Source organism: Mesorhizobium sp. M0408, from assembly GCF_040321495.1.
Classification (GTDB): domain Bacteria; phylum Pseudomonadota; class Alphaproteobacteria; order Rhizobiales; family Rhizobiaceae; genus Mesorhizobium.
Map to the genome: position 1 here is coordinate 72350 of NZ_JAMYRO010000023.1, position 25871 is coordinate 98220.

At 60.6% G+C, this 25871-nt stretch carries 20 protein-coding genes, 1 tRNA gene and 2 pseudogenes; 14 read left to right on the plus strand and 9 right to left on the minus strand.

Annotated elements, in window-relative coordinates; translation table 11 throughout:
* The first annotated feature begins 57 nt into the window (after positions 1 to 57).
* The gene (locus NKI67_RS24430; RefSeq protein WP_352647335.1) at positions 58 to 966 is read left to right on the plus strand and encodes an MBL fold metallo-hydrolase; all 909 of its coding nucleotides are present in this window, start codon (positions 58 to 60) and stop codon (positions 964 to 966) included.
* Positions 967 to 979: 13 nt separating this feature from the next.
* On the opposite strand, the gene NKI67_RS24435 is transcribed toward NKI67_RS24430, so the two are convergent.
* Positions 980 to 1765 carry a DUF1499 domain-containing protein gene (locus tag NKI67_RS24435; RefSeq protein WP_352647337.1) on the minus strand — a complete coding sequence of 262 codons (786 nt, stop codon included), beginning with the start codon at positions 1763 to 1765 and terminating at the stop codon, positions 980 to 982.
* A gap of 83 nt (positions 1766 to 1848) precedes the next feature.
* Positions 1849 to 3477 carry a fatty-acid--CoA ligase gene (locus NKI67_RS24440; RefSeq protein ID WP_352647339.1) on the minus strand — a complete coding sequence of 543 codons (1629 nt, stop codon included), beginning with the start codon at positions 3475 to 3477 and terminating at the stop codon, positions 1849 to 1851.
* A gap of 176 nt (positions 3478 to 3653) precedes the next feature.
* Between NKI67_RS24440 and NKI67_RS24445 the strand changes: the two genes are divergently transcribed.
* Complete coding sequence (locus NKI67_RS24445; protein WP_352641994.1) at positions 3654 to 4040, plus strand: hypothetical protein; 387 nt, start codon at positions 3654 to 3656, stop codon at positions 4038 to 4040.
* A gap of 124 nt (positions 4041 to 4164) precedes the next feature.
* Positions 4165 to 4554, plus strand: coding sequence for a DUF427 domain-containing protein (locus tag NKI67_RS24450; RefSeq protein WP_352647341.1), 390 nt, complete (start codon positions 4165 to 4167; stop codon positions 4552 to 4554).
* Here the strand turns inward: NKI67_RS24450 and NKI67_RS24455 are convergent, their stop codons facing one another.
* The 3 genes from NKI67_RS24455 to ppdK form a co-directional block, all read right to left on the minus strand.
* Positions 4555 to 5292: a polysaccharide deacetylase family protein gene (locus NKI67_RS24455; protein ID WP_352647343.1), complete on the minus strand. Its 738-nt coding sequence runs from the start codon at positions 5290 to 5292 to the stop codon at positions 4555 to 4557.
* A 140-nt stretch (positions 5293 to 5432) separates the two neighbouring features.
* Positions 5433 to 6536: a glycosyltransferase family 9 protein gene (locus tag NKI67_RS24460; RefSeq protein ID WP_352647345.1), complete on the minus strand. Its 1104-nt coding sequence runs from the start codon at positions 6534 to 6536 to the stop codon at positions 5433 to 5435.
* Between the two features lie 135 nt (positions 6537 to 6671).
* Positions 6672 to 9350: a pyruvate, phosphate dikinase gene (ppdK, locus tag NKI67_RS24465; RefSeq protein WP_352647347.1), complete on the minus strand. Its 2679-nt coding sequence runs from the start codon at positions 9348 to 9350 to the stop codon at positions 6672 to 6674.
* Positions 9351 to 9536: 186 nt separating this feature from the next.
* Between ppdK and NKI67_RS24470 the strand changes: the two genes are divergently transcribed.
* Both NKI67_RS24470 and NKI67_RS24475 read left to right on the plus strand, forming a co-directional pair.
* The gene (locus NKI67_RS24470) at positions 9537 to 9872 is read left to right on the plus strand and encodes a VOC family protein (protein ID WP_352647348.1); all 336 of its coding nucleotides are present in this window, start codon (positions 9537 to 9539) and stop codon (positions 9870 to 9872) included.
* A gap of 123 nt (positions 9873 to 9995) precedes the next feature.
* A tRNA-Gln gene (locus NKI67_RS24475) sits at positions 9996 to 10070 on the plus strand.
* Positions 10071 to 10182: 112 nt separating this feature from the next.
* On the opposite strand, the gene NKI67_RS24480 is transcribed toward NKI67_RS24475, so the two are convergent.
* Positions 10183 to 11451 carry a hypothetical protein gene (locus NKI67_RS24480; protein WP_352647350.1) on the minus strand — a complete coding sequence of 423 codons (1269 nt, stop codon included), beginning with the start codon at positions 11449 to 11451 and terminating at the stop codon, positions 10183 to 10185.
* Positions 11452 to 11631: 180 nt separating this feature from the next.
* Here NKI67_RS24480 and NKI67_RS24485 point away from each other — a divergent pair.
* The 4 genes and pseudogenes from NKI67_RS24485 to NKI67_RS24500 all read left to right on the plus strand — a co-directional run.
* Positions 11632 to 11871: pseudogene (locus tag NKI67_RS24485) on the plus strand (glutamine--fructose-6-phosphate transaminase (isomerizing)); the annotation flags it as partial.
* Positions 11872 to 11885: 14 nt separating this feature from the next.
* Positions 11886 to 12068, plus strand: a complete 183-nt coding sequence (locus NKI67_RS24490) for a hypothetical protein (RefSeq protein WP_352647352.1) — start codon at positions 11886 to 11888, stop codon at positions 12066 to 12068.
* Positions 12069 to 12647: 579 nt separating this feature from the next.
* Positions 12648 to 14846, plus strand: a complete 2199-nt coding sequence (locus NKI67_RS24495; protein WP_352647354.1) for a calcium-binding protein — start codon at positions 12648 to 12650, stop codon at positions 14844 to 14846.
* A 496-nt stretch (positions 14847 to 15342) separates the two neighbouring features.
* Positions 15343 to 16209: a LysR family transcriptional regulator gene (locus NKI67_RS24500; protein WP_352647356.1), complete on the plus strand. Its 867-nt coding sequence runs from the start codon at positions 15343 to 15345 to the stop codon at positions 16207 to 16209.
* A gap of 21 nt (positions 16210 to 16230) precedes the next feature.
* Here the strand turns inward: NKI67_RS24500 and NKI67_RS24505 are convergent, their stop codons facing one another.
* A complete protein-coding gene (locus tag NKI67_RS24505) occupies positions 16231 to 17130 on the minus strand; it encodes a DUF2274 domain-containing protein (protein ID WP_352647358.1) in 900 nt (299 codons plus the stop codon).
* Positions 17131 to 17289: 159 nt separating this feature from the next.
* On the opposite strand from NKI67_RS24505, the gene NKI67_RS24510 reads away from it, so the two are divergent.
* A complete protein-coding gene (locus tag NKI67_RS24510) occupies positions 17290 to 17505 on the plus strand; it encodes a helix-turn-helix domain-containing protein (protein ID WP_352647372.1) in 216 nt (71 codons plus the stop codon).
* Positions 17506 to 17893: 388 nt separating this feature from the next.
* On the opposite strand, the pseudogene NKI67_RS24515 reads toward NKI67_RS24510, so the two are convergent.
* Positions 17894 to 18805 (minus strand): annotated as a pseudogene (locus NKI67_RS24515) (sugar phosphate isomerase/epimerase family protein).
* A 686-nt stretch (positions 18806 to 19491) separates the two neighbouring features.
* On the opposite strand from NKI67_RS24515, the gene NKI67_RS24520 reads away from it, so the two are divergent.
* From NKI67_RS24520 to NKI67_RS24535, 4 genes are all read left to right on the plus strand, one after another.
* Entirely contained in the window at positions 19492 to 20679 is a 1188-nt protein-coding gene (locus NKI67_RS24520; RefSeq protein WP_352647360.1) for a magnesium transporter, read from the plus strand.
* A gap of 487 nt (positions 20680 to 21166) precedes the next feature.
* Positions 21167 to 22441 (plus strand): tetratricopeptide repeat protein, encoded by a 1275-nt coding sequence (locus tag NKI67_RS24525; protein WP_352647362.1) that lies wholly within the window; start codon positions 21167 to 21169, stop codon positions 22439 to 22441.
* A complete protein-coding gene (locus tag NKI67_RS24530) occupies positions 22438 to 23262 on the plus strand; it encodes a FecR family protein (protein WP_023678725.1) in 825 nt (274 codons plus the stop codon). The genes NKI67_RS24525 and NKI67_RS24530 overlap by 4 nt, the downstream gene beginning before the upstream one ends.
* Positions 23263 to 23277: 15 nt before the next feature.
* Entirely contained in the window at positions 23278 to 25323 is a 2046-nt protein-coding gene (locus tag NKI67_RS24535) for a CHASE2 domain-containing protein (protein ID WP_352647364.1), read from the plus strand.
* Between the two features lie 77 nt (positions 25324 to 25400).
* On the opposite strand, the gene NKI67_RS24540 is transcribed toward NKI67_RS24535, so the two are convergent.
* The coding region (locus NKI67_RS24540) for an IS630 family transposase (RefSeq protein ID WP_352647366.1) at positions 25401 to 25871 on the minus strand (471 nt) is incomplete at its 5' end.

The following is a 25871-nucleotide window of genomic DNA, read 5'->3' on the forward strand; positions in this document are numbered from 1 at the left end:
TCCGTGCTATGCGGCAATCGGTTTTGCCCTCGCCCCAAAAAAGGTCGCGACGTTCGCATGGCGCTGAAATTCGATACACGCTTCGATCCGGCCTATGGCCAGGGCGTAGCCGTTGCGCCTGGTATTCAACGCGTCACCGCCAGGAACCCAAGCCCGTTCACCTTTCACGGAACCAACAGCTATATCGTCGGGCGCGAGACGCTGGCGGTGATCGATCCCGGACCGGATGACGAGGCACATCTTCGAGCACTGCTCGAAGCGATCGGGACCAGGCCGGTCAGCCATATCTTCATCAGCCACACGCATCGCGACCATTCGCCGCTGGCGGCTCGGTTAAAGCAGCATACGGGTGCGGTGGTTCTGGCGGAGGGCCGGCATCGCCCGGCGCGGCCGTTGCGCACCGGCGAGGTCAATCCACTCGATGCCAGCGCCGACACCGACTTTGTTCCTGATATCGCGCTGCCGGACGATATGGTGATCGACGGCGACGGCTGGGCGATGCGGACGGTGCTGACGCCCGGCCATACCGCCAATCACGCGGCCTTCGCGCTGGAGGGAACCGGCATCCTTTTCTCGGCCGATCACGTGATGGCGTGGGCAACCACGATCGTCGCACCGCCGGATGGCGCGATGGCGGACTACATGACATCGCTCGATCGGCTGATCGAACGCGATGACCGGCTGCTGCTGCCCGGCCATGGCGGGCCGGTGACCGAGTCGCGCAGCTTCATGCGCGGATTGAAAACGCATCGCAAAATGCGCGAACGGGCAATTCTGGAGCGGATCAACAGCGGCGACCGGACAATCAAGGACATGGTGGACGCGATCTATCGAGACACCGACCCGCGCCTGCATGGCGCGGCCGGCCTGTCGGTGCTTGCCCATCTGGAAGACCTGGTGGCGCGCGGCCTGGTCCACACCGATGGCGCGCCGGCTATCGACGGCATCTATTCGCCGGCAACGTAGCACACTTCGGATATCATTCCGCCGGCGCCACGCCCACCTGGCCGGCGACTTCCTGGTCGAGTTCGGAAAGGAAATCGGTGATGCGCGCTGCATTGTCGCCAAGGTCGTAGCGGCCGTAACGCGAGGCCGAGCGCATATCGACGATGACCGCATCGCCGTCGTCGGTCACGCGGATGGCGACATCGGCGGGAAGACCAAGCAGCAAGCTCTTGGCCAGCGCATCGACCGTCACGTCGCTTTGCCCTGCTGCGTCTGGAAACGGCGCCGTGAGCTGCCAGCCGCGCCGATCGAGCACCGTTTTGACCGCCTCCAGAACGCGATCGAAAGGCAAGGTGTAGCTGCGTCCGGTAACAAGCGGATAAGCTTCGATTTGCAGGCGCTGCTCGCCGGGTGTCTGCGGCAAAAGCTCGTTCATATCCTTTGTCCGGGTAGAAATATCGAGCACCGGTGGGTCGTCCAAATCCGTCGAGATGTCGCGTAGCGGCGGATAGGTCGCCGCCCAATAGGCCGCGACGCCGTAAGGGATGAGCACCAGAAACGCCAGCAAGGCGCCGGCGGTCAGGTCTTGGCCGCCACGATCACCGAAGTTCCACAATCGCGCGAAGGCAAACCCGGCAAACAAAAGCGCAAACGCGGCCAGCAACGCGACAATGCCAAGCACCCATAGGAAAGCTTGGGTCTCGACGAGGTCATAGCGATGGCCGATGAGAGCGGTCAGCAGCAGGACTGCCGAAAAAGCACCGGCGCGCCGCGACCAACCTGCAGCCCTCGACGTTTGTCGCTCGGGAATTCCCGTCATTGGTTTCCGCGCTGCCCCAGCCCGAACACACGCATAGTGCCTTTCAGCGGCGGCTTGAAGACGCAAAGACGCCGCATCTGCGGTCAATCCGTCGGCAGGTGATAACCCCGGAACTGCTGGCGCAAGGTAATCTTCTGGATCTTGCCGGCCGCGGTGTGTGGGATTTCGCCGACAAAAGCGACGTCGTCCGGCATCCACCACTTCGCCACCTTGCCGTCCATGAAAGCGAGAATATCCGTCTTGGTCGGCTCCCGGCCCGGCTTGCGCACGACCACGAGCAAAGGCCGCTCGCCCCATTTCGAATGCGGGATGCCGATTGCGGCGGCCTCCGCCACATCAGGATGGCCGACCGCGAGGTTCTCGAGCTCGATGGTCGAGATCCATTCGCCGCCCGACTTGATCACGTCCTTGGCGCGGTCGGTGATCTGCATATAGCCGCCGGGATCGATATGCGCGACGTCACCGGTATCGAACCAGCCGTCTTGATCGAACTGTTCGGATCCGATGCCGCCATAATAGGCGCGCGCGATGGCCGGCCCGCGGACCTTGAGCCGGCCGAAGGTCTTGCCGTCCCATGGCAGTTCGTTGCCGGCGTCGTCCGTCACCTTCATTTCGATGCCGAACGGTGTAAAGCCTTGTTTCTGCTGGACGCCGAGGCGGGCCTCGCCCTTCAGCCCGGCGTAATCCGGCTTCAGGGTGCACAGCGTGCCGAGCGGCGACATCTCGGTCATGCCCCAGGCGTGGACGACTTGGACATCGTAACTGTCCTGGAACTTCGTCGTGAGCGCGCGTGGACAGGACGAGCCGCCGATGACGACTTTCTGCAGATAGGGCAGTTTCTTGCCGGTCTCTTCCAGATACTGGAGGAGCATCATCCACACCGTCGGCACGGCGGCGCTGAAGGTCACCTGCTCGGTGTCGAGCAGCTCGTAGAGCGAAGCGCCATCCATTTTGCAACCGGGCATGACCAGCTTGGCGCCGACCATCGGCGCGCTCTGGGCAAGGCCCCAGGCATTGGCGTGAAACATCGGCACGACCGGCAGTATGGTGTCGCGCGACGACAGGCCCATGGCGTCGGGCATGGCGGCGATCATGGCGTGCAGCACGTTCGAACGATGGCTGTAGAGGACGCCTTTCGGGTCGCCCGTCGTGCCCGAGGTGTAGCACATCCCGGCGGCGGTGTTTTCGTCGAATGTTTTCCATGCGAAGTTGCCCTCGGCTCCAGCAAGCCAATCTTCGTAAGCAACGACATTGGGCAGCGCAGTCTCCGGCATATGCGCGTTGTCGGTCAGCACGATAACCTGCTTCAGCGACTTGACCGCGCCGGCGATCTTTTCGAGCAGCGGCAGGAAGGTCAGGTCGACGAAGATCGCCTTATCCCCGGCATTGTTCATGATCCAGGTGATCTGCTCGGGAAAGAGCCGCGGGTTGAGCGTGTGATAGATCGCTCCGACACCCATGATGCCGTACCAGGCCTCGATGTGGCGCGCAGTGTTCCAGGCCAGGGTCGCGATGCGGTCGCCAAGCCCGAAACCATCACGCTCGAGCCGCCCGGCGACCTTCAGGGCACGATTATGGATTTCGGCATATGTGCTGCGTACGATCGGCCCCTCGATCGAGCGCGACACGATCTCGCGTCTGCCGTGCTGCCTCTCGGCGTTGTCGATCAGCTTGTGGCAAAGCAGCGGCCATTCCTGCATCAGCCCGAGCATCTGTTCCTCCCGTTATTTTTTTCGCCATTGTGGGACGAACCGGCGGATTGTCCAGCCAGAACCGGGCTGGAGCGGTGCATGGAGCCGAATGAGGCGGAATTCGCCACAATCCGGCCATGCTCGGCGTTAACGTTGATTAACGGGCGGGGCGCGATTGGCGAATGAAAGAGGTTCGCATGGACCCGCAGTTCGACGAAAAAGCCCTCGAAAATACGCTTGCCGAAGGTCTAGCCGATCTGGTGGCGGCCGATGTCATGCAGGCCGATCCGTTGCCCGACGCCAAAACCGTTTCCGAAGATGAATTCGTTGAAGTCGTCGGTGGCGCCCTCGAAGCGGTCGGCGGCACGCTCTTGTTCAAGATGTGCGTCGAGAACGAGGGCGAAAGCCAGCACGTCGCTGCCGCCTGCGTCGGCGATGGCGGCAATCGCCAGTTCCTGCTGCTCACTTTGCCGACTAGCGGTGGTGCGCTGAAGGTCGAGACCACCTCGAAAAGCACCAATCCGGTGGCAGGCATTGCCGCCGCCTATGCCGGGCTGATGGACGCATTCCAGGCCGCCGCCTAGTTTTAGGCGAGGTATCGGAGGAAAGCGCGAGGTTTCCCCGCGGGCGACGCCCGCCTGGCGCCAGGCAGCACTTGCGCAATGCTCTTGCCAGACACATCTTGGGGTTGAGGCAAGGAGACCCGACATGGACCAGATCGCAAACCCGTCACCCGGCTTTCAGCGCAATCCCGGCAAGACGATCACTGTCGAACCTTACAAGGGTACCGTGACGGTGCGCGCCGGCGATGTCGTCATTGCCTCCTCCAGCAAGGTCAAGGTGCTGACCGAATCGCCCTATCCCCCCGTTTTCTACATTCCGTTCGGCGACATCGACTTCAAGCAGCTTGGCAAGACGGAACACTCGACTCATTGCCCCTACAAGGGCGATGCCAGCTATTGGAGCGCGCTGCCCGCCGGCGATGCAGGCAAGGATGCAATGTGGGCCTATGAGCGGCCCTTCGACGAGATGGCGGACATCCGCGACCACGGCGCGTTCTATCCGAACAAGGTGACCATAGAGGCCACGCCCGACTGATCAGTCGGTGGTGCCTTGATTGCCGACGCAGTCGGCATCGTCGAGCCGCACGAAGGTGAGGCCCTTGGCCTTCAGCGCCAGAAGTCCCTGCACCACGCCTTCGCCAGCGGCATGGGTCGGCTGGTTGATGTGAGCAATGATGACGTCGCCGTCTTTTGCTGCCGCAATGCGCCGGGCGGTCTCTTTTGCGCCGAGCAATGACCCGCCGTCGCCGTTGACAGTGAATCCGGCGATCTTGAAGCCAAGCTTGCGTATCATCGCGATTGCTGACGGGCTGTATTCGGCGGTTGCGCCGCGAAACCATTTCGGCGCCGGTTCGCCAGTCACGGAAAGAGCGGCAGCACCCGATTCGACCTCGGCCAGCACGGCCTCCGGGCTGCCGGCACTGCGAATGCCGTAGATCTTTTGCGGTGTGTCGACGGCCGGGACGTGGCGGCCGCCATGGTTTTCCAATTCAAACAGTTCTGGATGCGCCCGCATGATCTCGACGGCGGCGGCGTTGTGCTTCAGCCAGATGCCGGTGACGAAAATGGTGGCGGGAATCTTGTTTTCCACCAGCGCCGAGAGAATCCGTGTGTCGGTCTTCCCGCCGCACGCATCGAGCGTCAGCGCGACGCGGCCGCTGCCCACCTCGGCCTTGATGTGCAGCGTCGGTGCGACGAGCAACCGAGCGTTGCCAGGAGAGACAGCCCATAGCGATATCGCAATGGCGCAAAAATACTTTTGGAACGGGCGCATCGATCAATTCCAGGTCGGCCGGATCAAAGTTGAAGCGGCGACCCCAAGACCGGCATCAAGGCGGAAATCGGGACGATGCCCCTGCAAAAGCATCGGCAGCGGCAATTTGACCGCCGGCCTAACCTTTGGCAAGCGCGAGGTCACAATGCGTGCTCCACGTCCTTAACCGTACGTGAAAGGATCGCGCGCACGGCGTCGACCACCGCTTTGACCTCAAGTCGCCAGACGCAGCAAGCCTTGCTCGGATCGGGACGGCGGCACAGGTCCCTGGCTATGCACTCGCAAGGCATGAGGGGCCGCGGCGTAACACTGGCCACGCCGACAGGCCCCCAGACGGCCGGGTCGGTCAGACCGAAGAGGCCGACAACCGGCGTTCCCGCGGCAGCGGCCATGTGCATCGGGCCACTCTCGTTCCCCAGAAAAAGGCGTGCCTGGCCGAGGACCGCCAGCAGCGTTGCCAGCGACAGCGCCCCGACCACGTTGACGACCGGCGAAGCGGCCTTGGCGACGATGCGCTCGGCAGATGCCCGTTCATCGGGGCCGCCGACAAGCAGGAAGTCCAACCCGGTCTGCCGCGAGATCTCGTCGATCGCCAGCGCAAAACGTTCCGGCTGCCATTGCCGCCCCCGGAAGCTCGCTCCTGCATGAACGGCTATGAAGGCGTTACGCCGGAGATGATGCCGGTCGAGAAGCGCCAATGCCCTGGCGGTCTCCAGCGGCAGCGGCTCAATCGTTGGGACCGGCGCACGCAACTCCACGCCAAGCGCCTCAAGCGCCGAAAGATAGCGGTAGAGATAATGCTGGCCACCAAAGCCAAACGGCTTGGCTAGAACGTTGGCGGGCTGGCGTTCCAGCCAGCGCAACGGTTTTTCGGGAGGATCATATCCGACGCGGGTCTTGGCGTTGACGAGCCTGACGATGATGCGTGAGGTTTTGGAATCGGCCAGGTCGATGGTCAGGTCAAACCGGAACCGGCGCAGAGCGCGCACCATCGCGTAAAGCTCGCGACCACGCTGCACAGGGGTGCCACGCATCCGTACGCGCCGGAACGCCACCACGTCCGAGGCGATGCCATGAGCGATCAGGAAACTGGCAAAGTTCGCCTCGCAAAGGAACACGATCCTGGCCTTTGGATATTGGAGGCGCAGGTTTCTGGCGAGCGCGGAAGCGAGGACAAGATCGCCGATGAATTTCGTCTGGAGGATGAGAAGCGAGCGGACGTGCGTGGGCGGGTTCTGCAACATCTGTTTCTGGCACCGGGGCGGGTTCGGGGGCCGGAAACTGGGCAGAAACGATGTCGGGATTTGGAGCCGACAGACGCACGTTCGCGTGAATTCGGTTACAAATCGGTAAGGTCAGATGCCAGTGGACTGCAACTCCTATCCGCGGCCGTTCTTTGCAGTCTGCACCGCCGCTTGCGCGGCGGCCAGCCTGGCGATCGGCACCCGGTATGGCGAGCACGAGACGTAGTCGAGGCCGACCTTTTCGCAGAAATGGATCGAGGCCGGGTCGCCGCCGTGCTCGCCGCAAATACCGAGCTTGATGTCGGGCCGCGTCGCCCTGCCCTTTTCGGCCGCCATCCGCACCAGCTCGCCGACACCCTCTATGTCGAGCGACACGAAGGGATCCTGCTCGATGATGCCTTTTTTCCGGTAGGTCTCGAGGAACGAGGCGGCATCGTCGCGCGAGATGCCGAAGGTGGTCTGGGTCAGATCGTTGGTGCCGAAAGAGAAGAATTCGGCCGCCTCGGCAATGACATGAGCGCGGATCGCGGCGCGCGGCAGTTCGATCATCGTGCCTGTCAGATAGTCGATCCTGACACCGGTCTCCTCCATCACGCTTTTGGCGACCGCATCGATACGTGCCTTGACGAAGTCGAGCTCCTTCACCAGCCCGACCAGCGGCACCATGATTTCGGGGACCACCAGCGCGCCGGCCTTCCTGCCGGCCTCCACGGCCGCCTCGAAAATGGCTCGTGCCTGCATCTCGGCGATTTCGGGATATGAGACGGCAAGCCGGCAGCCGCGATGGCCGAGCATCGGATTAAACTCGTGCAGCGCTTCGGTGCGCCGCCTGAGCTTGTCCGGCGATACGTTCATGGCAGCGGCGACCTCGGCCACCTCCTCCTCGGTCTTCGGCAGGAATTCGTGCAGCGGCGGATCGAGCAGGCGGATCGTCACCGGCAGGCCGGCCATGATCTCGAACAGCTCGAGGAAATCGGAGCGCTGCATCGGCAACAGCTTGGCCAGCGCCGTTCGGCGGTCCTTTTCCGTATCGGCCAGGATCATCTCGCGCATGGCAATGATGCGATCGCCGTCGAAGAACATGTGCTCGGTGCGGCAAAGCCCGATGCCTTCGGCGCCGAAGGACCGCGCCATGCGCGCATCCAGCGGCGTCTCGGCATTGGTGCGCACCTTCATGCGGCGCGCGCCGTCGGCCCACTCCATGATAGCGGCGAAATCGCCCGAGAGTTCCGGCTGCAGCATCGGTACGGCACCCTTCAGCACCTGGCCGTTGCCGCCGTCGATGGTGATGATGTCGCCCTTGCGGAAGGTCGCGCCCATCGCCATCAGCGTGCCGGCCTTGTAGTCAACGCGCAGCGAGCCGGCTCCCGAAACGCAAGGCTTACCCATGCCGCGCGCCACAACAGCTGCGTGGCTGGTCATGCCGCCGCGCGTCGTCAGGATGCCTTCTGCCGCATGCATGCCATGGATGTCTTCGGGGCTGGTCTCGATGCGCACCAGGATCGCCTTGCGGCCTTGTGTCTTGGCCTCCTCGGCGTCGTTCGAGGAAAACACGATTTCGCCGGTGGCAGCACCTGGCGATGCCGGCAGGCCGACGCCGATGATGTCGCGCGCCGCCTTCGGATCAATCGTCGGATGCAGCAACTGGTCGAGCGAGGCCGGATCGATGCGGGCGACGGCCTCCTCCTTCGAAATCAGCCCGTCCCTGGCCATGTCGACGGCAATCTTCAGTGCCGCCTTGGCGGTGCGTTTGCCTGACCTGGTCTGCAGCATCCACAATTTGCCGCGCTCGATGGTGAATTCGAGATCCTGCATGTCGCGGTAATGCTTTTCCAGGCGGTCGGAGATGCTGACGAATGCCTGGAAGGCATCCGGCATCAGCTTCTGCAGCGACGGCTTGTCGGAACCGGCGGCAATGCGCGCCGCCTCGGTGATGTTCTGCGGCGTACGGATGCCGGCAACGACATCCTCGCCCTGGGCGTTGACCAGGAACTCGCCATAAAGCTGCTTTTCGCCGGTCGATGGATTGCGGGTGAAGGCGACGCCGGTGGCCGAGGTGTCGCCCATATTGCCGAAGACCATGGCCTGGACATTGACCGCCGTGCCCCAGCTTGTGGGAATGTCGTGCAGGCGTCGGTAGGTGATGGCGCGGTTGTTCATCCAGCTGGAAAACACCGCACCGATGGCGCCCCACAGCTGCTCGTTCGGATCCTGCGGAAACGGCTTGCCGAGCTCCTCCTCGACCTTGGCCTTGTAGAGCGCGATTACGCCTTGCCATTCGATGGCTGTCAGCTCGGTGTCGAGCTCATGGCCGAGCCCACCCTTCTGGTCTTCGAGGATCTCCTCGAACACCTCATGGTCGAGGCCCATGACGACGTCGGAATACATCTGGATGAAACGGCGATAGCTGTCATAGGCAAAGCGCGAATCGCCTGAATCGGCGGCCAAGGCTTCGACCGTCTCGTCGTTGAGGCCGAGATTGAGCACGGTGTCCATCATGCCGGGCATGGAAGCGCGGGCACCGGAGCGCACCGACACCAAAAGCAGATTCGACGGATCGCCGAAACGACGCCCGGTCAGCCGACCGATATGGTCGAGGGCGACCGCAACATCCGCTTCCAGCGAGGCCGGATACGCGTGGCCGTTGGCGTAATAGGCGTTGCAGACCTCGGTGGTGATGGTGAATCCTGGTGGCACCGGCAGGCCCAGGCTGCACATTTCGGCAAGATTGGCGCCCTTGCCGCCGAGCAGATTGCGGTCGCCGGCACGGCCTTCCGCCGCTCCATCGCCAAAGGTGTAGACCCATTTGGTCATGCTTGCTCCCCGGTTGCAGGAGATTGGAAATACTGACAAATCGAGCGATATGATGCTGCAGTGCGAAAGGCAAGGCATCGACCAAGCCGGCCGGCCTCTACAATCGATTAATGAAAAGCGGCGCCGAAAAGACTTGTTTTTTGGAACGCTTTGTTATAGAACATAACGTGAACAAAAGGCTGAACGATGAGAATGACCGGAAAGCTCGATTATCTGGAAATGCCGGCGACAGGCGGAACGCTGGACAGGGTAAAGGCTTTCTACAGCGCGGCCTTCTCGTGGTCGTTCACCGATTACGGGCCGACCTATTCAGCCTTTGCCGAAGGGCTGGACGGCGGTTTTCAAGCGGATGGCCAAGATGCGCCGGCCAAGCCGCTGCCCGTGCTCTATTCCGAAAGGCTGGAGGAAACATTGAGCGCCGTCGAGAGTGCCGGCGGCACCATCGTCAAGCCGATCTTTTCATTCCCCGGCGGCAGGCGGTTCCATTTCGTCGATCCGGCCGGCAATGAAATGGCGGTGTGAGGTGAATAGGTCCGTTCAAAGTGACGATGGCAAAACTGGTGGATCGGTCGCGCGTAGTCGGCATTGAGCTTTCTCCCGGCTCGTCCTATAAGGCCGCGCGCACAGCGGGCAGGCTCCGGCTGTTGGGGCGTCGCCAAGTGGTAAGGCATCGGTTTTTGGTACCGACATTCCCAGGTTCGAATCCTGGCGCCCCAGCCATCTCGCAGGGGTCCGTTCTGGAGACATGGGTTACAGAACCTGCGAAACCGTTGCGCCGTTACATGATGCGGGTCCTGTACCATAAAAACACGGCGCGGCGAGGTGCTGCGGCCTAGGCGTTCCGATGCACACGTCTAGTCGGTGACATTACTCGCACTGTGCCTCCGTCCGTCGTTCTAAAAGGGATGATGTACATTGCCAGCCACACAACGGCGTATGCGAGCAGGATAGGCCTCATCAACGCAAGAACGTTCTCGGGGCTGTTTCGGTGAGCATAGACGCCAAGCGTCGCAGCCAGAATGATAAACAAAAAGAACGTCATCCCGCCGCTACGCTGGACCAAATTGTTCAAGAAAACTAAAGACAGGCCGTAAACCATCCCGCCAATGATTACCCCGACTATGCCAAACATCGACCACCAGTGTGCCCAAAAGTTCGACGCGAGCCCGTAAGTCGCGTAGCTGATGACTTGGCTTTGTATCAGATCATTGTACCCAGTGCTGCCGAAGCCGAAAGCCGACGGCATCACCAAGAACTGCGCCAAGCAGTCCCGAACGGTCGCCCAAGGGGAATAGGAAACATTCAACGCGAGGACTCGTTCCAGCAACTCGTGAGTGCCGAAAGCTTCCCAGCCCATCTGGAATGACATAGTTGACATGCTGTTAAAAACCTCGCCGAACGAAGCTCCGGTTTTCAGCGCCACGTAAAACGGCTTGGCCAAAAAAATGATCGCAAGGACCAGGCCGGCGCCAAGCCATGCCCTGGAAGCGAACACCGCTCGACCAATTGGCATTCCCCAACTCAGAGACACAATTACGCCGACCATGGCGATGACTGGTGTTGTGCGATCACCAGCCACGATGTTGACCACAATCATCGCCCCGAAAAAGACAGTGTAGATTTTGCATAGCCGCGACCAGGTAAAAAAGTACGCTGCGATGAGGAGACCTAAGGCGTTGCTCCATTTCCAGATTAGCCAGTCCACTCCGACTAGTGAACTTAGATCTGAGCGCGTTTGCAGGAACCAACCCGCGCCGTACCTAATGACGAACGAGGCAAAAAGACCCATGCTGAGAACGAAGGTTAGGGTCAAAAATCGATTGATGTAGCGGGGGTGCGACAAAACTCGAACTTCTTGCCGATTTATGGCGTGAAAAGCGTTAGCAGCGATGATTGATAGTCCAAACGCCATCCACACAACCGCCATGACCATGGTGGCCCGATCTGATGTGGGCGCGAAGTAGCCAGTCATACCAGGGGCGGCAACTGGACTGGTGAGCCCAACGAGGGCCGGGAGGGTGTATGAAAACAGCCCAGCGACCCCAATCCACGGTACCGACACTTTAGGGAAATTGGTAAGGCATACGGTGATGGTGCCCACCAAAGCGACCCATAGGACGAATATCAAGCTATATCCTCGCTGATGTTGATGACAGCTAGTCTTTGCTAGCCGGATTTAACACGGAAACTACCTGCTTCGCCGTAAGCGGTCTAGACGCGTCCGGCCGAATTGCCTATTCTAGCAGTTGTATAGTTGCCAGCGTCGCAACGGACTTGCCGTAAACACGGCCCGATCGCGCTGATCGACGAGGACATGCCAGTCATCGTCATCGCCCCGGCATGACCGCATCTTCGCCACGGTGAGGACGATGGAGACGATCGTTTTGCCGGACGTGCCGGAAATCATCTCGCCGATCATCTACGCGTTGCCGATCCAGAGGCTGCCTATTTCACCGCTGTGTTCATGGACACGGACGTCGACCAGCCGCGCAATCTGGCGAAATCGGTAACGGTGGAGTAAGTTTCTGGTCGCGGGTGTTTCTCGCCAACGAGATAGAAACGGAGATCAACCAAAAGCTCGGTCAGGAAGGCGATCCGCTGATTGCGGCCTCCATACGATGCACGCCCGGCCCAACAACGCGCTTTCTGATGTATGGCCGAATCGTGCTGCTCGACATGCGTCGCCCGACTTTCAAGTGGGTCGGTGCGGATGACTGAGTGTGCTCTGGCACCCGCCCAGTGTTTGTCCACAACAAAGTGGTGTCGCCGGCAGAGAACATGGTCCGGCTAACACCTTAGCTTAACGTCGGCTCGATTGGCCGGCACGAAAATGCATCTTGTGGAGAGAACCTGCTTGTTCACCATGGCTCGGCATTCTATTTTATAGCTTGGAACATTCTGATGCAACCAATAATATTTTTTCCCGCGACAGCGTATGGTATTCGTACTACTATAAAGATTCTCACTGCACCGTTCCCCAATCTCACTAGTAGATACTTGGATATCGACTATTTCATAATATATGAATTGTCGTTTAGCTTTACATGGTGGCAAATTTAGTAAACAATACATACTATTTCCAATAATTACATATTTAACTGTGGAAAGTCTACGTTAATAGATTGCAATTTGAACACTCACCCACTACTCAAAGTACAATTTTCCCGACATTGCGACAATCCTGCCAGCGATCAACCATTCTATCAGAGCGAGTAGGTATGTGATTTGGCGCTAATATACACCTTCTAGTAGGCAGGCCTCCGCGGGGCGCTATCGAATCAAAATGAGGGATTATGGATGGCGACTCTCCATTACACGTCGGGCGGATCCGGCACGGACATTGCAAAAGCCGGATTCAATCTGGCTAGCGTGCAATATGTTGAGCAGGTCAACGAGCTGCCAGAGGGCATGAAAGGCTTGGTCTACCTCGACGAGGCCAACGGAGTAACCCAATCCTTTATCGACAAGGTTACTCCTTTCCTAGGCAATCCGAACGTATTTGGGTTCTTCCTGGTTGACGAGCCGGATCCCACCGGCCAATGGGGCACTTACGCCTCCGCCGCGAATCTGAAGGCAGAATCCGACTGGATCCATGAGCATTTTCCAGGCGCCAAGACCTACATCACAATGATGAGCTTGGGGACGTCGGCGAATCCGGATTTTAGGGGCACGTACAATCCCGCCAATACCGGTATCGATTACTACGGCATAGATGTCTATCCCGTCCGCACGGATGGCCCGGTCGACTACAACATGATCGATAAATTCGTCGCTGCCGCTCAGGCATCGGGCATCCCGACGAGCCAGATCGTTCCGGGCTACCAGGCGTTTGGAGGTGGCGAGTATAACACCGATATGGGCGGCAAATATGTGGTGCCCACCGCCGCCCAGATGGAAATCATGATGGAGCACTGGGCCAAGCTGGTTCCGTCACCCGCCTTCGACTACGCGTACGCTTGGGGTTCGCAGCGAGGCGACACGGCGTTGGAGAGCTCTTCGGAACTGCAGGCCGTTTTCCGGGAACACAACCTTGCAACGACGGGGACCACAAGCGACACCTTGTATGGAACCAGCGGCGACGATGTGTTTCACGGGGCCGGCGGCCACACAATGATCGGCTATGGCGGCAATGACACCTATTATGTCGATGATGCCCGCGATAAGGAGATCGAGGCTGTGGGCGGCGGTACCGACAAAGCACTCGCCTCCGTAAGTCATGCGCTTGCGGCTGGCTCGGAAATCGAGCTTCTCGCCACCAACAACCCGTCCGGGACCACGGCGATCAACCTCAACGGCAACGAGTTCGCCCAGATCCTCCAGGGCAATGCCGGCGCCAATGTCATCTACGGCGGCGGCGGCGCCGACACGATGACCGGCTATGGTGGCAACGACACCTATTATGCCGACAATGCCGGTGACAAAGTCATTGAGGCGGTGGGCGGCGGCTCCGACAAGCTGCTCGCCTCGGTAAGCTATGCCCTTTCGGCCGGCTCGGAGATCGAGACCCTCGCAACCAACAATCTGGCCGGCACGACCGCAATTAACCTGACCGGCAACGGGTTTACTCATACGATCGTTGGCAATGCAGGCACAAATATCCTCACTGGTGGCGGCGGCGCTAACATCATCTACGGCGGCGGGGGCGCCGACACGATGGCCGGCTATGCCGGCAACGATACCTACTATGTCGACAATGCCGGTGATAAGGTCATTGAGGCAGTGGGCGGCGGCGCCGACAAGATATTCACGGCCGTGAGCCATACGCTTTCAGCAGGCTCCGAGATCGAGATTCTCGCCACCACGAGGATGTCGGGGACGGCGGCCATCAACCTTACGGGCAACGAGTTCGCCCAGACCATCCAGGGCAATGCCGGCGTCAATGTCATCAACGGCGGCGGCGGGGCCGACACAATGGCCGGCTATCTTGGCAATGACACGTACAATGTCGACAATGCGGGCGACAAGGTGGTTGAGGTGGCGGGCGGCGGCATCGACAGGGTGCTCGCCTCGGTAAGCTATGCCCTTTCAGCAGGCTCACAGGTTGAGTTTCTTGCCACTGCGAATCCATCCGGCACTACGGCGATCAATCTCACCGGAAACGAGTTCGCTCAGACGATCCTGGGCAATGCCGGCGCCAATGTCATCAATGGCGGACGAGGTGCCGACATCTTGACCGGTAACGGAGGCAATGATGCATTCGTGTTCAACAGCGCTCTTGGAGCCGGCAATATCGACAAGGTCACCGACTTCAACAAGCTCCAGGACAAGATCCAGCTCGACGACGCCGTTTTTGCCGGGCTTAAGTTGGGTGGCCTTTCATCCGATGCTTTCTTTGCTGGCACGGCTGCGCATGATAGCTCCGACCATATCATCTACAACAGCTCAACCGGAGCGCTCTCTTTCGATAGCGACGGGATCGGAGGCGCATCTCAAATACAGTTCGCCACGCTTTCTCCAGGTCTGTCGCTTGCAGCAGGTTCGTTCCTTGTGATCTGAATCACCCGGAACGGCGGACCTTCAACTCGAGCCGGTCCGCCGCTCCGTCTTCGTTCAAGACTCGATTCCCGAAGCATGACGCCACGAAAAAGCGGAGTGGCATCTTTGTGAGCGTTATCCGGGATCATCGCTGCAAGTTACCTGTCATCCGAGCTCGCCTGATCGGATCGCCCGAGTATCGCGGCATGCATCAAGGCGAGCCGCCCTCGCTGGACATGAGAGCCACTTAAGGCCAAAGGCTGTCTTCAGGACAAGGCCAAACCCAAACAGGTTCGGGTTCGTCTTCTCCGATGAACGTTCCGAGGTCGTTCCGGTAATCGTGAGAGGTTGCTGCGAGCTATCTGACGCCCTCGTATGCTTTGCAAAGCGGCGTGGATGGTCTCTTCAGTGTCAATACCGAGATTTGGTGATAGCCCGCGGTCGTCAAAAGCGCTCAAAACGTCTTCAATTATCGCTACATAGACGTCGAGCAGAGATGCGGAGCTCCATTCAACTCGTGACCCTCAATTATGCGCTCATAGTCGCCGAGGAGGGCAGCTTTCTGCGAGCGGCGCGGCGCGCTGGGATCGATCACACCGCGCTCAGCCGGCGCATACGCGATCTCGAATACGCGATGGGAACGAGAATATTTCATCGCCATGCCGGCGGCGTTGGCCCAACCCCGGCCGGCGAGCGTTTCCTGGGTCGTCTGCGCTCCGTGCTGCTCGAACTGGACAATACTCTCACGCTGGCCAGGACCGGCATTAAAGATGAACAACAAAGGCTTTCCATCGGCTGCAACGGACTCATCCTCGCCGAGCGAGCGCTGGATGCGATTATCGAGTTCGGGCAATGTCATCCAAATGTGACCGTCAGCTTAACAGAGGGATCTCACCCTGAGCCCAGGGCTGCTCTGGGCGGCACCGAGGTCGACGTCACCGTCACTTCCTCCTCTCGATCCACTGGCAGCGCATTCGAACTGAAATTGTGGAAGGATACCCTAGCCGTCGTTCTCGCTTCCAGTCATCCCCTAGCAAGCCGTCCCGTGATCGAGTGGTCGGAGCTAGGCCAGGAGACGCTGCTCGTGCGCAGGGGCGAAGCATTTCTGCTCGCCGACGCTGTTGGAAACGGCGTGCAGGTTCCCGCAATTGTCGAACATCACGTCAGTGCGGGAATCCTTCTGCGCCTTGTCGGAAACGGCCTCGGAGTCGCTCTGATCCACGATGGAGACGCCAACAGTGTTCCTGACGGCGCCGTCTGCCGCAAGCTGCGGATCGGGGGCAAGCTGATCCAAATCTCCAGCTTTGCCCGTTGGCGCCAGGATAACGCCAATCCTGCCCTGCCGATCTTCATCGCGTTCCTGCGCGATCGGTATTCGTCCTGACGGCCGCAATGACCCGAATAGTCATCCCGCCTTCAGGGTTCGTCGGGCTCTAGCAAAGGCTCTGTCCGTTGTCATGAACCGGGTCAGCATCGGCACTATCAGCTTTGCCGGATCGGCGACTATCTGTCCGGTTTCGCGGCCGAGCAATTCAGCATAGGCGACGAGATCGCGATGAACGGCGCCGGGCAGTTCGACCGTGATCTTGACCGGACGGTTATCGGGATGGCGGAGAGTTTCAGCTTGGTCACGACGAATCCTTCGGCGCCGCACCCGGTCAGCACCAAAGCCTTCGCTGATACGCACCAGGTCGCTGAGCGCTGAGCGGATTTGCGGCCAAGGAAACTCGGAGCATTCCTCCCCGGCTTCGCCCTCGCGCAACAAGGCATCGAGCTTGCCCGCCACACCGGCGAGAGTCGTAGCGGGGGTGGTTGAGAAAGCCTCTAGAAGATCCGTCGCCCGCTCGCCAGCTTCGCGTTCGGCTCTGAGGGCAGCAATGTAACCGGTCTTCTCGGCAGCCGCATCCCAGCGTGCCTGATGCGCAGCAAGCTCAGTTTCGGCCTTCTCTCGAAGAGCGGCGGTATCCGGCCCGTTGCCGAGCACCTGATCGAGCGCCTCGATCGAGTAGACTGTCAGTTCCTCGCCTTCGGGCAGCCGGACGTCCACACAAGGAAAGCCGACACATTCGACAAGCCTGGTCTCCAGGCGCTGCTGTCTGCGGCAAAGCCGATTGGTCAACTTGTGGGCTGTCTGCCATTCCCGGCGAAGCGCCAGCGCTGGGTCGGGAGGCATACTCGGTGCAGCTGGACTTTCGGCAAACGCATTTTTCTCAACTACCAACGCGGTGGACGTGATCATCCCAGCCGCAAGCACTCGCCTGCGGGTGACGAAAGATAAAGTCGTGGTATTGTCGGAATCAGCCATGATCCGAGCTCCAAGCAGCTTGGGTTGTGGTCAGGCTGGGCACGGTGCGTCAACGCCGCGCCTAGCCGCTTAAATGCAGACAAAGGTACAGCTTGAGCAGCAAATGCGCAACAGAAATCATCATAATATAGTGATTGCATGACGCCGATACAGTGTCGAATGGCTCGGGCGGCGCTGGAATGGGGAGTATTGGATCTAGCTCGGGAAGCGGGAGTCTCAACCCAAACTATAGTCCGCTTCGAACGCGGCGAGGCGCTTAAGGAAGCAACTGTCGATCGTATTTGTCACGCGCTCAAATCGGCCGGCATTGATTTCATTCCGGAGAACGGTGGAGGTCCTGGCATCAGGCTGGCACGCCGATCTAATAACAAATGAACCATTACGGCGAAACGTCCCATTGGAATCAAACGGCGGCGAATCTCTCGCGAACGACTGCCGCGTACGACCCGATTTTCGCGAACATTTTGCGACAGAAATGCCTCGCTATCAGCTCCACCGAAATGCAGACGCATCCCATGCGAACCTGAAACCGAGTTGGTGGGTAGGCATGCGACTACACCATGCAGGATAGCCAAAGGCCCGGCTGGCCAATGGGTAGGGATTGGCACGTTTCCGGCCCTGCCCGCCCTCGACTACCAAGGGCCGGCATGCCACATGCTCGTCAGCGTATGGCAGACCGGCAGGCCTGATTGCATCCTGTCACAATCTCATCGAAAACAGGATGGGCAAGTCGCGTCAGGGCACAGCCGCGGATTCTCGACCTTTACTCCGCCGCTCCGCGCTCAGCGCGATTGTTCAAGGCGATGAGGTTGTTTGCCCGGGCCAGGCAATCGGGCTGCTCGTTGCGGATAGCGGGGTCCGATTTCCATGATGAGGACGGTCCCGGCAAGAAGGCCAGCTCACTGAAAATGTCATCCCATTCGATATCGCCCCAGCCGAGCGGCATGTGCAGGTCGTCTACCCCCAGCGCGGCATCCTCCTGCGGGAGGTAGGTCCTGTGGAAGCCCTGCGGGCGCCGAAGGAGTCATGGACATGCAGGTGCCCTGCTACCGGCGCCATCGCCCGCAGGTTGCTCGCGGGAATTCAGGCCACGATTGGATTCAATATAAGCATGGCTGAAATCGACGAGCGCCATCAGGTCGGGACGGCCGACCGCCTTCACCGTCTGCGCCACCTCCGCCGGGCTCTGCCGGCACTGACCCGGTTCCATGGCGAAGAGGTTCTCGAAGGCGATGCGCACACCGTAGGGTTTGCAGAACTCGGCAAGGTCGAACAACGCTTCGCGTTCGCGTCCCTCTGCAGCGGCACGATCTAGAAGCTGGTCGGCGCGAAAAGGCCCACTATGCTGGACAAGCACGCGCGCATCGACCCGGTCGCAGAGTTCGACCAAGGCCTTGGCTGCATGGATCTGGTAACGGCAGACCGCCGGATCCATGAGGTTCGATGAGACGACGCCGTGAACCGTATAGCGGAAATCGAATTGCCTGGTCAGTGCGATAAGCCTCTCGGCTCTCTCGGGGATGACGCGGCCACCCGCTATGAGGTCAAGGGTCGTCAGTCCCAGTTCGACGGCTTCCACGCCCCATCAGGCAAAGCTGCGAAAGTCCGCCACAAGGCTCTCCAACCCGCCATTGGCAGAAATTGAGTTAAAGACTGGGGCGATAATGTTGCTCATATGCATCCCCCGATGACGGGCGGCCAGGAATCCCGGGCCGTCCGGATCACTGCTAGGTGAGATGGCAATTGCCGAACCGATACCACTCTCGAAACGAGTTTTGGTTCGCCCCAAGTGCGATCGAGCGGTCTACGCTATTGCCAGTGGGCCTACATTAACTCGGATCGGACCGCGACGACCTCGAGTCTCACAAAGCAGACTGCCTGCCCCCGAACCTGGAAGCTCTCAAGAGCACCTCTCGTTCAGACAGACTTGATACTGAGAACCCCTTTCTCAAGCTAAACTATTACAGGTTCACGCAAATCACCTTGTCATCGTGGCGAATTCATCAGCCTCCAGAGCTGGAGGAACTGGCAAGATGCGCCGGATGAGGCAATCAATTCGAACGCCGGAGACCCTGCCTCTGCAGAACTTCCGGGTTTGAGTTTCATTGCTGCGGCGTGCTCGCAAAGCCCAAAAGACCGGTGAAGTTCGCAACACGTCAAATTCTCGGCGACACTCTGACGTTACAGCCCGCCTGTATGCACCCACGCAATGACGCAGATCTGTCTGGGTTCGGTCCACTCGGGCCCGAGAGGCGAAGATATCGGGATCGAGGCGCTTGGGCCACTGCGCGCCAGACAGAGCGATCCGATCCGTGTCATACTGTCAGAGGCAAGACACTAGCAATTTGGGGGCGGCGGCAGATGAAGGAAGAGAACGACGTTCAGAAGTTGGTGCGCACGCTGCGTGCTCGAGCACCCGACGACGCGGCTGAATTGCTGGCCCGAGAATCTCCCGAGTTCATCCGGGACACACTAAAGTTGTTGCCGGACAGGCACGCCCGTAAGGTGGCGGAGCATTTGCCGCCGCATATGCGGCCTGTCAAGCCTGATGCCGGTGGCAAGGACCTTGCGATCCCTGAGTCGCTCGTCGAACTGATGGACCCGATTCCCGCCAGCGTTCCTGTCGGCACGACGATAGCCGCCGCGGTGGAGGCCGTCAGACGCACCCAGGTGCCGACCGAGCTCACTTATCTCTACGTCACGGAGGGCGGCGATAAGCTGGTTGGCCTGGTGGTCCTGCGCGATCTGATGCTGAGCGAACCGGACGCGATGGTCGATCAGATCATGCTGCCCAGGCCGTTCGCCCTTAACGTCGGTCTGTCTTTGAGCGACGCCTGCAAGGCGGCGGTACGCCGTCACTACCCTGTCTATCCCGTGGTGGACGCGGATAACCGGCTGCTCGGGCAGGTCCGCGGCTGGCGGCTGTTCGAACAGCAAATCATTGAGATTTCCGCCCAGTCTGGCCAGATGGTGGGCGTCCAGAAAGAGGAGCGTTCTTTTACGCCGCTGTTTTCAGCCTTCTTGAAGCGTCATCCGTGGCTGCAGCTGAACCTGCTGACGGCCTTCATGGCCGCTTTCGTGGTCAGTTCGTTCACAGGCACGATCGAGAAGATCGTCGCCTTGGCGGCGTTCCTCCCGGTCTTGGCCGGGCAGAGCGGAAACACCGGCTGCCAGGCACTGGCTATGACGCTGCGTGGCCTTGCCCTGGGGGATGTGGACAAACGACCGAAGCTGCACCTGGTGATGAGGGAGGGCGCGCTCGGGATCGCCAACGGCGTGCTCGTCGGTCTTGTGGCGGCTGCGGCGATGTGGTTCTACGCGTCGCGGCAACCGGAGTCGGCGGCCCAGGCGCCCATGCTGGCACTTGTGATCCTGCTCGCCATGTCCGGATCGTGCCTCATGTCCGGAATCTCCGGCGTGCTGATCCCGCTGGGCCTGCGCCGGGTCGGCGCCGATCCGGCGGTCGCTTCGGCGATCTTTCTCACCACCGTGACCGATATCGTAGGCATGGGCCTGATGCTGGGGCTGGCCACCATGCTCGTGCTGTAGCAAGGCGCGTCCGGTGACGCGTCCATGGGGAGATGGGGTTCCTATAAGCTGACCTCGTCGCGTCCAACGAAATAGCAAGAGCCGTGCCGCATCGCGAACGCGTCGTGAGAAGCACCTTCCGGCAGCTCTCCGACCCTGCGCAACGCGACGGAAGACCTTTGGATGAGCCGTAGGTGACCTTGAAGCCTCATTCGGTGACCAGATACGCGCAGAACCGCGCAAACAATATTAATCTTGTCGGCCGTGCGATCCACGACTGCTGACGATTTGAGTTAGTTGCCGCTGATGCCGAATACTTCAATTGTTACAGCAACGCTGAGAAGATGTTTTGATAACCAGCGCAGCCGAAATACGAATAAATCCGATGGTTTGTTGCGCAGCTGCAACAGCTGCTGAGACTCGCATGGTCTGACGACCGTTCAGTCGCCTTTTTCTTGTGGTCGTGCTAAGTCCTTCGCACTAGTCGGGTTTGGGGTGGGTTCTCGGCATGCAATCTTCGTTTCGAACGATCTTCGGCTGCGCCGCGGCGCTGCTTTGTACCGGCGTATTGCCGGCCGGCGCACAAGGTCTTTTTACGGCATATGACGATGCGTTTTCGGCCCGCATCGCCAGTCCGGCCGACAACGGAACGCTCGCCCAGTTCGTCACAGTTGCCGTCAACGCGGGACAATACGATCAGGCGATCTCCTCAATCGAGCAGTATCTGATCAAATATCCCCGCGATGCGCGCGCCCGCCTGGCGGCCAGCCGATTGTACTATCATGTCGGCTCCTATGAATTGGCCCGGCGGCAGGTGCAGTACGGCATCGAAGTCGGCGGCCTGACCGCAAGTGAGCAGCAGGAAGCTGTTCGCCTGCTCGCCCGCATCGAGCGCGCGTTGCGTGGCGTCACCTGGGAACTCGCCCTGACCGGCGGCGTGTTCAGCGCATTTACTGATTTTGAGCCCGGCGGGGCGCAAGACGACGACAGCTTCGTCTCGCCCTATGGGCGGGCGGAAGGCTTTGTCCGGTGGGACCTCGGCACGCCAAGCGCCGACGCTCTCGTCCTTTCGGGGTCGTTGACTGCGACACAGCGCTTTTTCACGGAAGACCTGTCGGCTCCGGGTAGCGAGGAGACCTTCATCCACGGCAACGCCGCGATCACCTGGGACAAGGGGCTACCCAACAGTGGGATCGATTCGCTGCGCCTGCTGCTTTCCGCGTTCACCGTTACAGATCGCTTCGACAGCGATATCCACGAAACCGGCGTCGGCGTCAGTGGGCGCTTTCTTGTGCGCCCGACGGTCGAGACGACGCTTTTCGCAGGCGGCGGCTACATCGATCTAAGCCCCTCGCAAGGCATTTTCGCCGATAGCAGGGTCTTCTATGAGGCAGGCGGCAGCTACCGCTTCCGCAATGGCCAGGCGCTCGGACTGCGCTTTGTCGGCTCGAATGACTTCGCTTCCGGATCTGGCGAAATCGGCCGCAGCTACACGGGCGAGGTCCGCTATGGCGGCCTGTTGATGAACGTACCGGATCTTTTCGCATGGTCGCACCAGATCGCCTTCTCGGCCGGCCACAGCGACACTCCCGATCTGTCTGTCGGCATCGGCACAAATATCAAGAGCGACTTCTGGCGCATTGCCTCGGAAAGCGATTTTCAGCTGACGGAGGCGCAGAAGATCAGCGTCGATCTCGCCTATCGCGAAACCAACTTCGACATCGCCAACCGCGACCGAAAATCGTTCGAAATGCTCATGAGCTATACGTTGACGCTCAATTGAAAGAGGCCGCGATGAGGACCCCGTACCGTCAGATCGCCATTTTTATCGCCTGCCTTGCCTTCGCGGCACCATCCGCCGCTGAGACGGTCGGGTCGATGACGGCCTATCAGACCAACATCGTCCGCAACAACGGCGGGACAATGAACGTTGGTGCCGGCGTCGAACTCGGCGACCAGCTGCGCAGCAATCCCACCGGTCTTGGAATGCTGGTGTTCCGGGATGAATCGAGCGCCAAGATTGGTCCGAACACCAGCCTGACGATCGATGAATTCGTCTACAATCCGGGCTCCGGATCGGGAAAGATCGACATCGGGATGAACAGCGGCCTGGCCCGTTTTTATGGCGGCCAGGTTTCGAAAGGGGGCGTCATGCAGGTTGCGACGCCGCACATGGTGCTGGGGGCGAGAGGCGGCATCATCGAAGTGCTGGTGGCAGCCGGCCAGACCGTCGGCATACTGCGCGCCGGCCGCATGACCTGCACGATCAATGGCAAACGGCTGGTCATCACAAACCCGGGCTACGCCTGCACATCGGAAGATGGCAAGCTGCTGACCGGCTACGGCGGAATCGACACCTTCCCGATATTGGACAGCATCGACCGGATAGCCGGCACCGGCCTGCCAGGCGCACCGGGTCCTGGATTGGACGTAAGCGCGATTTGTGCGTCGGCACTCGGCGGCTCGCTCAAAGTCTGCGAGTCCACGGACGGCGCATTGCCAGGAGTGGTCATGGAGTTCCCCGACAGCCTAACGCCACCTGTGGGCGGGGGCGTGGATAAGGGCGAGTGTGAGGGTGAGGGTTGCTGCTACTACTGCAATTAGGCCTGGCCGCACGACATGAGCCTTTTGGTCGGTTGGCGCTGGGCTGATTGGCGGCAAGCTGGCAGGCGCAAAATATCCGGCCTTGTGGTCGTGCTCCTGCTGCTCGCTTGCCATTTGGCTTTTGACGGGCCGTTGTCGCGCCTGCGTGAGCGGACGTACGACTTCTACCAGTTTCTCGCCCCACACCAGGCGACGAGCAATCCTGTCGTGATCGTCTCGATAGACGACGCCAGCCTCAAGGCACATGGGCGATGGCCCTGGAACCGTGGCCTCTTGGCCGATCTGGTCGATGGCATCACCGAATCCGGCGCGGCGGTGATCGGGCTTGCGCTGGTACTCCCCGAGGCCGACACCTCGCCTGAGGGCATCGCCGGAGACAAGCGCCTGGCAGCGGCGCTGGCCAAAAATCGAACGGCGCTTGCCGTCAGCCTGGGCAATGAGGCGACGGTTTCAGAAGCAGAACCCAAAGCCGGCTGGTCGATCGTCGGGCAGGTACCCCACACACTTCCCGGCTTCACCGGCCTGACCGGCTCGCTTGCCGAATTCTCGAACGCCGCCGCGGGTCTCGGCGTGATTCGCACCTTGCCCGATCCCGACGGCGTACTGCGCCATGTGCCGCTGCTGTGGCTTCGCAACACCGCTCAAGGCGTGCAGCTGTGGCCGTCCTTCGCACTCGAGCTCCTGCGCCTTTACGCCGGGCAGGACGGCTACATAGCCCGGATGAATGCCGCCGGGTTCGACGCACTCAGGATGGCCGGCGCCATTGTGCCGCTCGAGCCGGAGGGGAGCATCCGCCTCTGGGAAACCGCCACCGATACGCCGCGTATATCTGCCAGCACTATCCTTTCGGGCCATGGCGATCCGCGGCTGCGGGAGGCCATCGCTATTGTCGATCTGTCGGCCGTGGGACTGACGCAGTATCTGCCCACCCCGACGCGTCCAGCGCGACCAGGCGCGGACATCCACGCCGATGCAATCGCCCAGTTGCTTGCCGGGCGCTACCTTGCAGAGCCAACGCACGCACGAACGCTTGAGCGGCTCTGGTTTGTCCTCGGCGCCATCGTTTTCATCGGGCTTTCCGGAGTGCTCGCCGGGCGTGTCGTGCTTGGTGCCCTGGCTCTGGCGCTGCTGGCCGTCACGCCTTTCGTGTTCGGCGCTCTCGAATACAGCCTGCAGGGTGCACTCTATGACCCGCTGCAGCCGGCGCTTGCGACGATCTTGGTAGCCGGCTTCGAAGGCTATGTCCTCTACCGGCGCAGCGAGCAGCGCCGGTCCACCCTGGCACGACAGTTCTCCCAATATCTGTCGCCCTCCGTGGTGCAGCGTCTCGCAAGCTCGGACACCGAGGCAATCCTGTCCGGCGAGAAGCGCGAGATTACGATCCTGCTCAGCGACATACGCGGCTTCACGACAATGAGCGAACAACTCGATACCCAGGAAATCGCCAAGGTGGTCAACCACTTCCTCGGCATTGCGACCGATGAGATCCTCAAGCGCGACGGCACTATCGACAAGTTCATGGGCGATGCGGTGCTCGCTTTCTGGAACGCGCCGCTTGATCAGCCGGACCATCGCGAGCGCGCGCTCGACGCGGGGCTTGCCCTGATCGAACGGGTGAAGCGTGAAGACGCCGCCTTCAGCGCGGACGGCCACCCCTCCATCGCAATCGGCGTCGCCATCGAGACGGGCATTTGCTCGGTAGGCAATTTCGGCTCCGAACGGCGTTTCGATTACACCGCGATCGGCTCTCCGGTGAACCGCACGGCTCGGCTCGAGTCGACGACCAAGAAGCTGGGCATCCCCCTGGTGCTTGGTCCCGGCTTTGCGGCAGGAGCGCCGATGCCGGTCGTCCAGGCGGGCGCCTTTGAACTCCAGGGTTTCAAGGGCGAGGTGCCGGTTTTCACCGTTCCGGAGATGCAAGCTGCTCACCAAAGTATGAGCCGCGAAGAAGAGAGCCAACGTGGTGAGCAATCTGGCGCCCCTGCCGTGGTGGTTGGTTCGCCGCCATCCGTGCAAATTGCACCGCCTGATCTTGCACCCCGAACCCGAAGCACACGCTGACCGGATCCAGCGGATCGCAGGGGTGCCGACCTGCTTTGTGAACTAATACTGCTGGGGAGGCCTAGAGCGGCGGACTTTCATGTGAGTCCATACCCTGCGGCTGCGAAGTAATTTCTGCATTCTGTTGGAGAGAAGAGATTGCAGATATCGCCAATGGCCTGCCACAGGGCGTCGATGGTTCTGATGGCCTTTGCGCGCAGGTGCGCCTTGAGCTTGGCAAATGCCATTTCGATGGGATTGAGATCTGGGCTGTAGGGCGGCAGGAAGAGCAGCCATGCGCCTCTGGCCCGGATCGCTGCCTCGGCGGCCGGGCTCTTGTGGGCAGCGAGATTGTCGAGGATGACGACATCGCCCTTTGCCAGCGTCGGAGCGAGCTGCGTTTCGACATAGGTTTCGAAGATGCGCCGGTTCATCGGCGTGTCGATAACAAAAGGGGCCGTGAGCCCATGACAGCGCAACCCGGCGATGAAGGTCTGCGTCTTCCAATGCCCGAACGGTGCCTTTGAGCGCAGCCGTTGGCCCTTTAGGCAGCGGCCGCGCAGACGTGT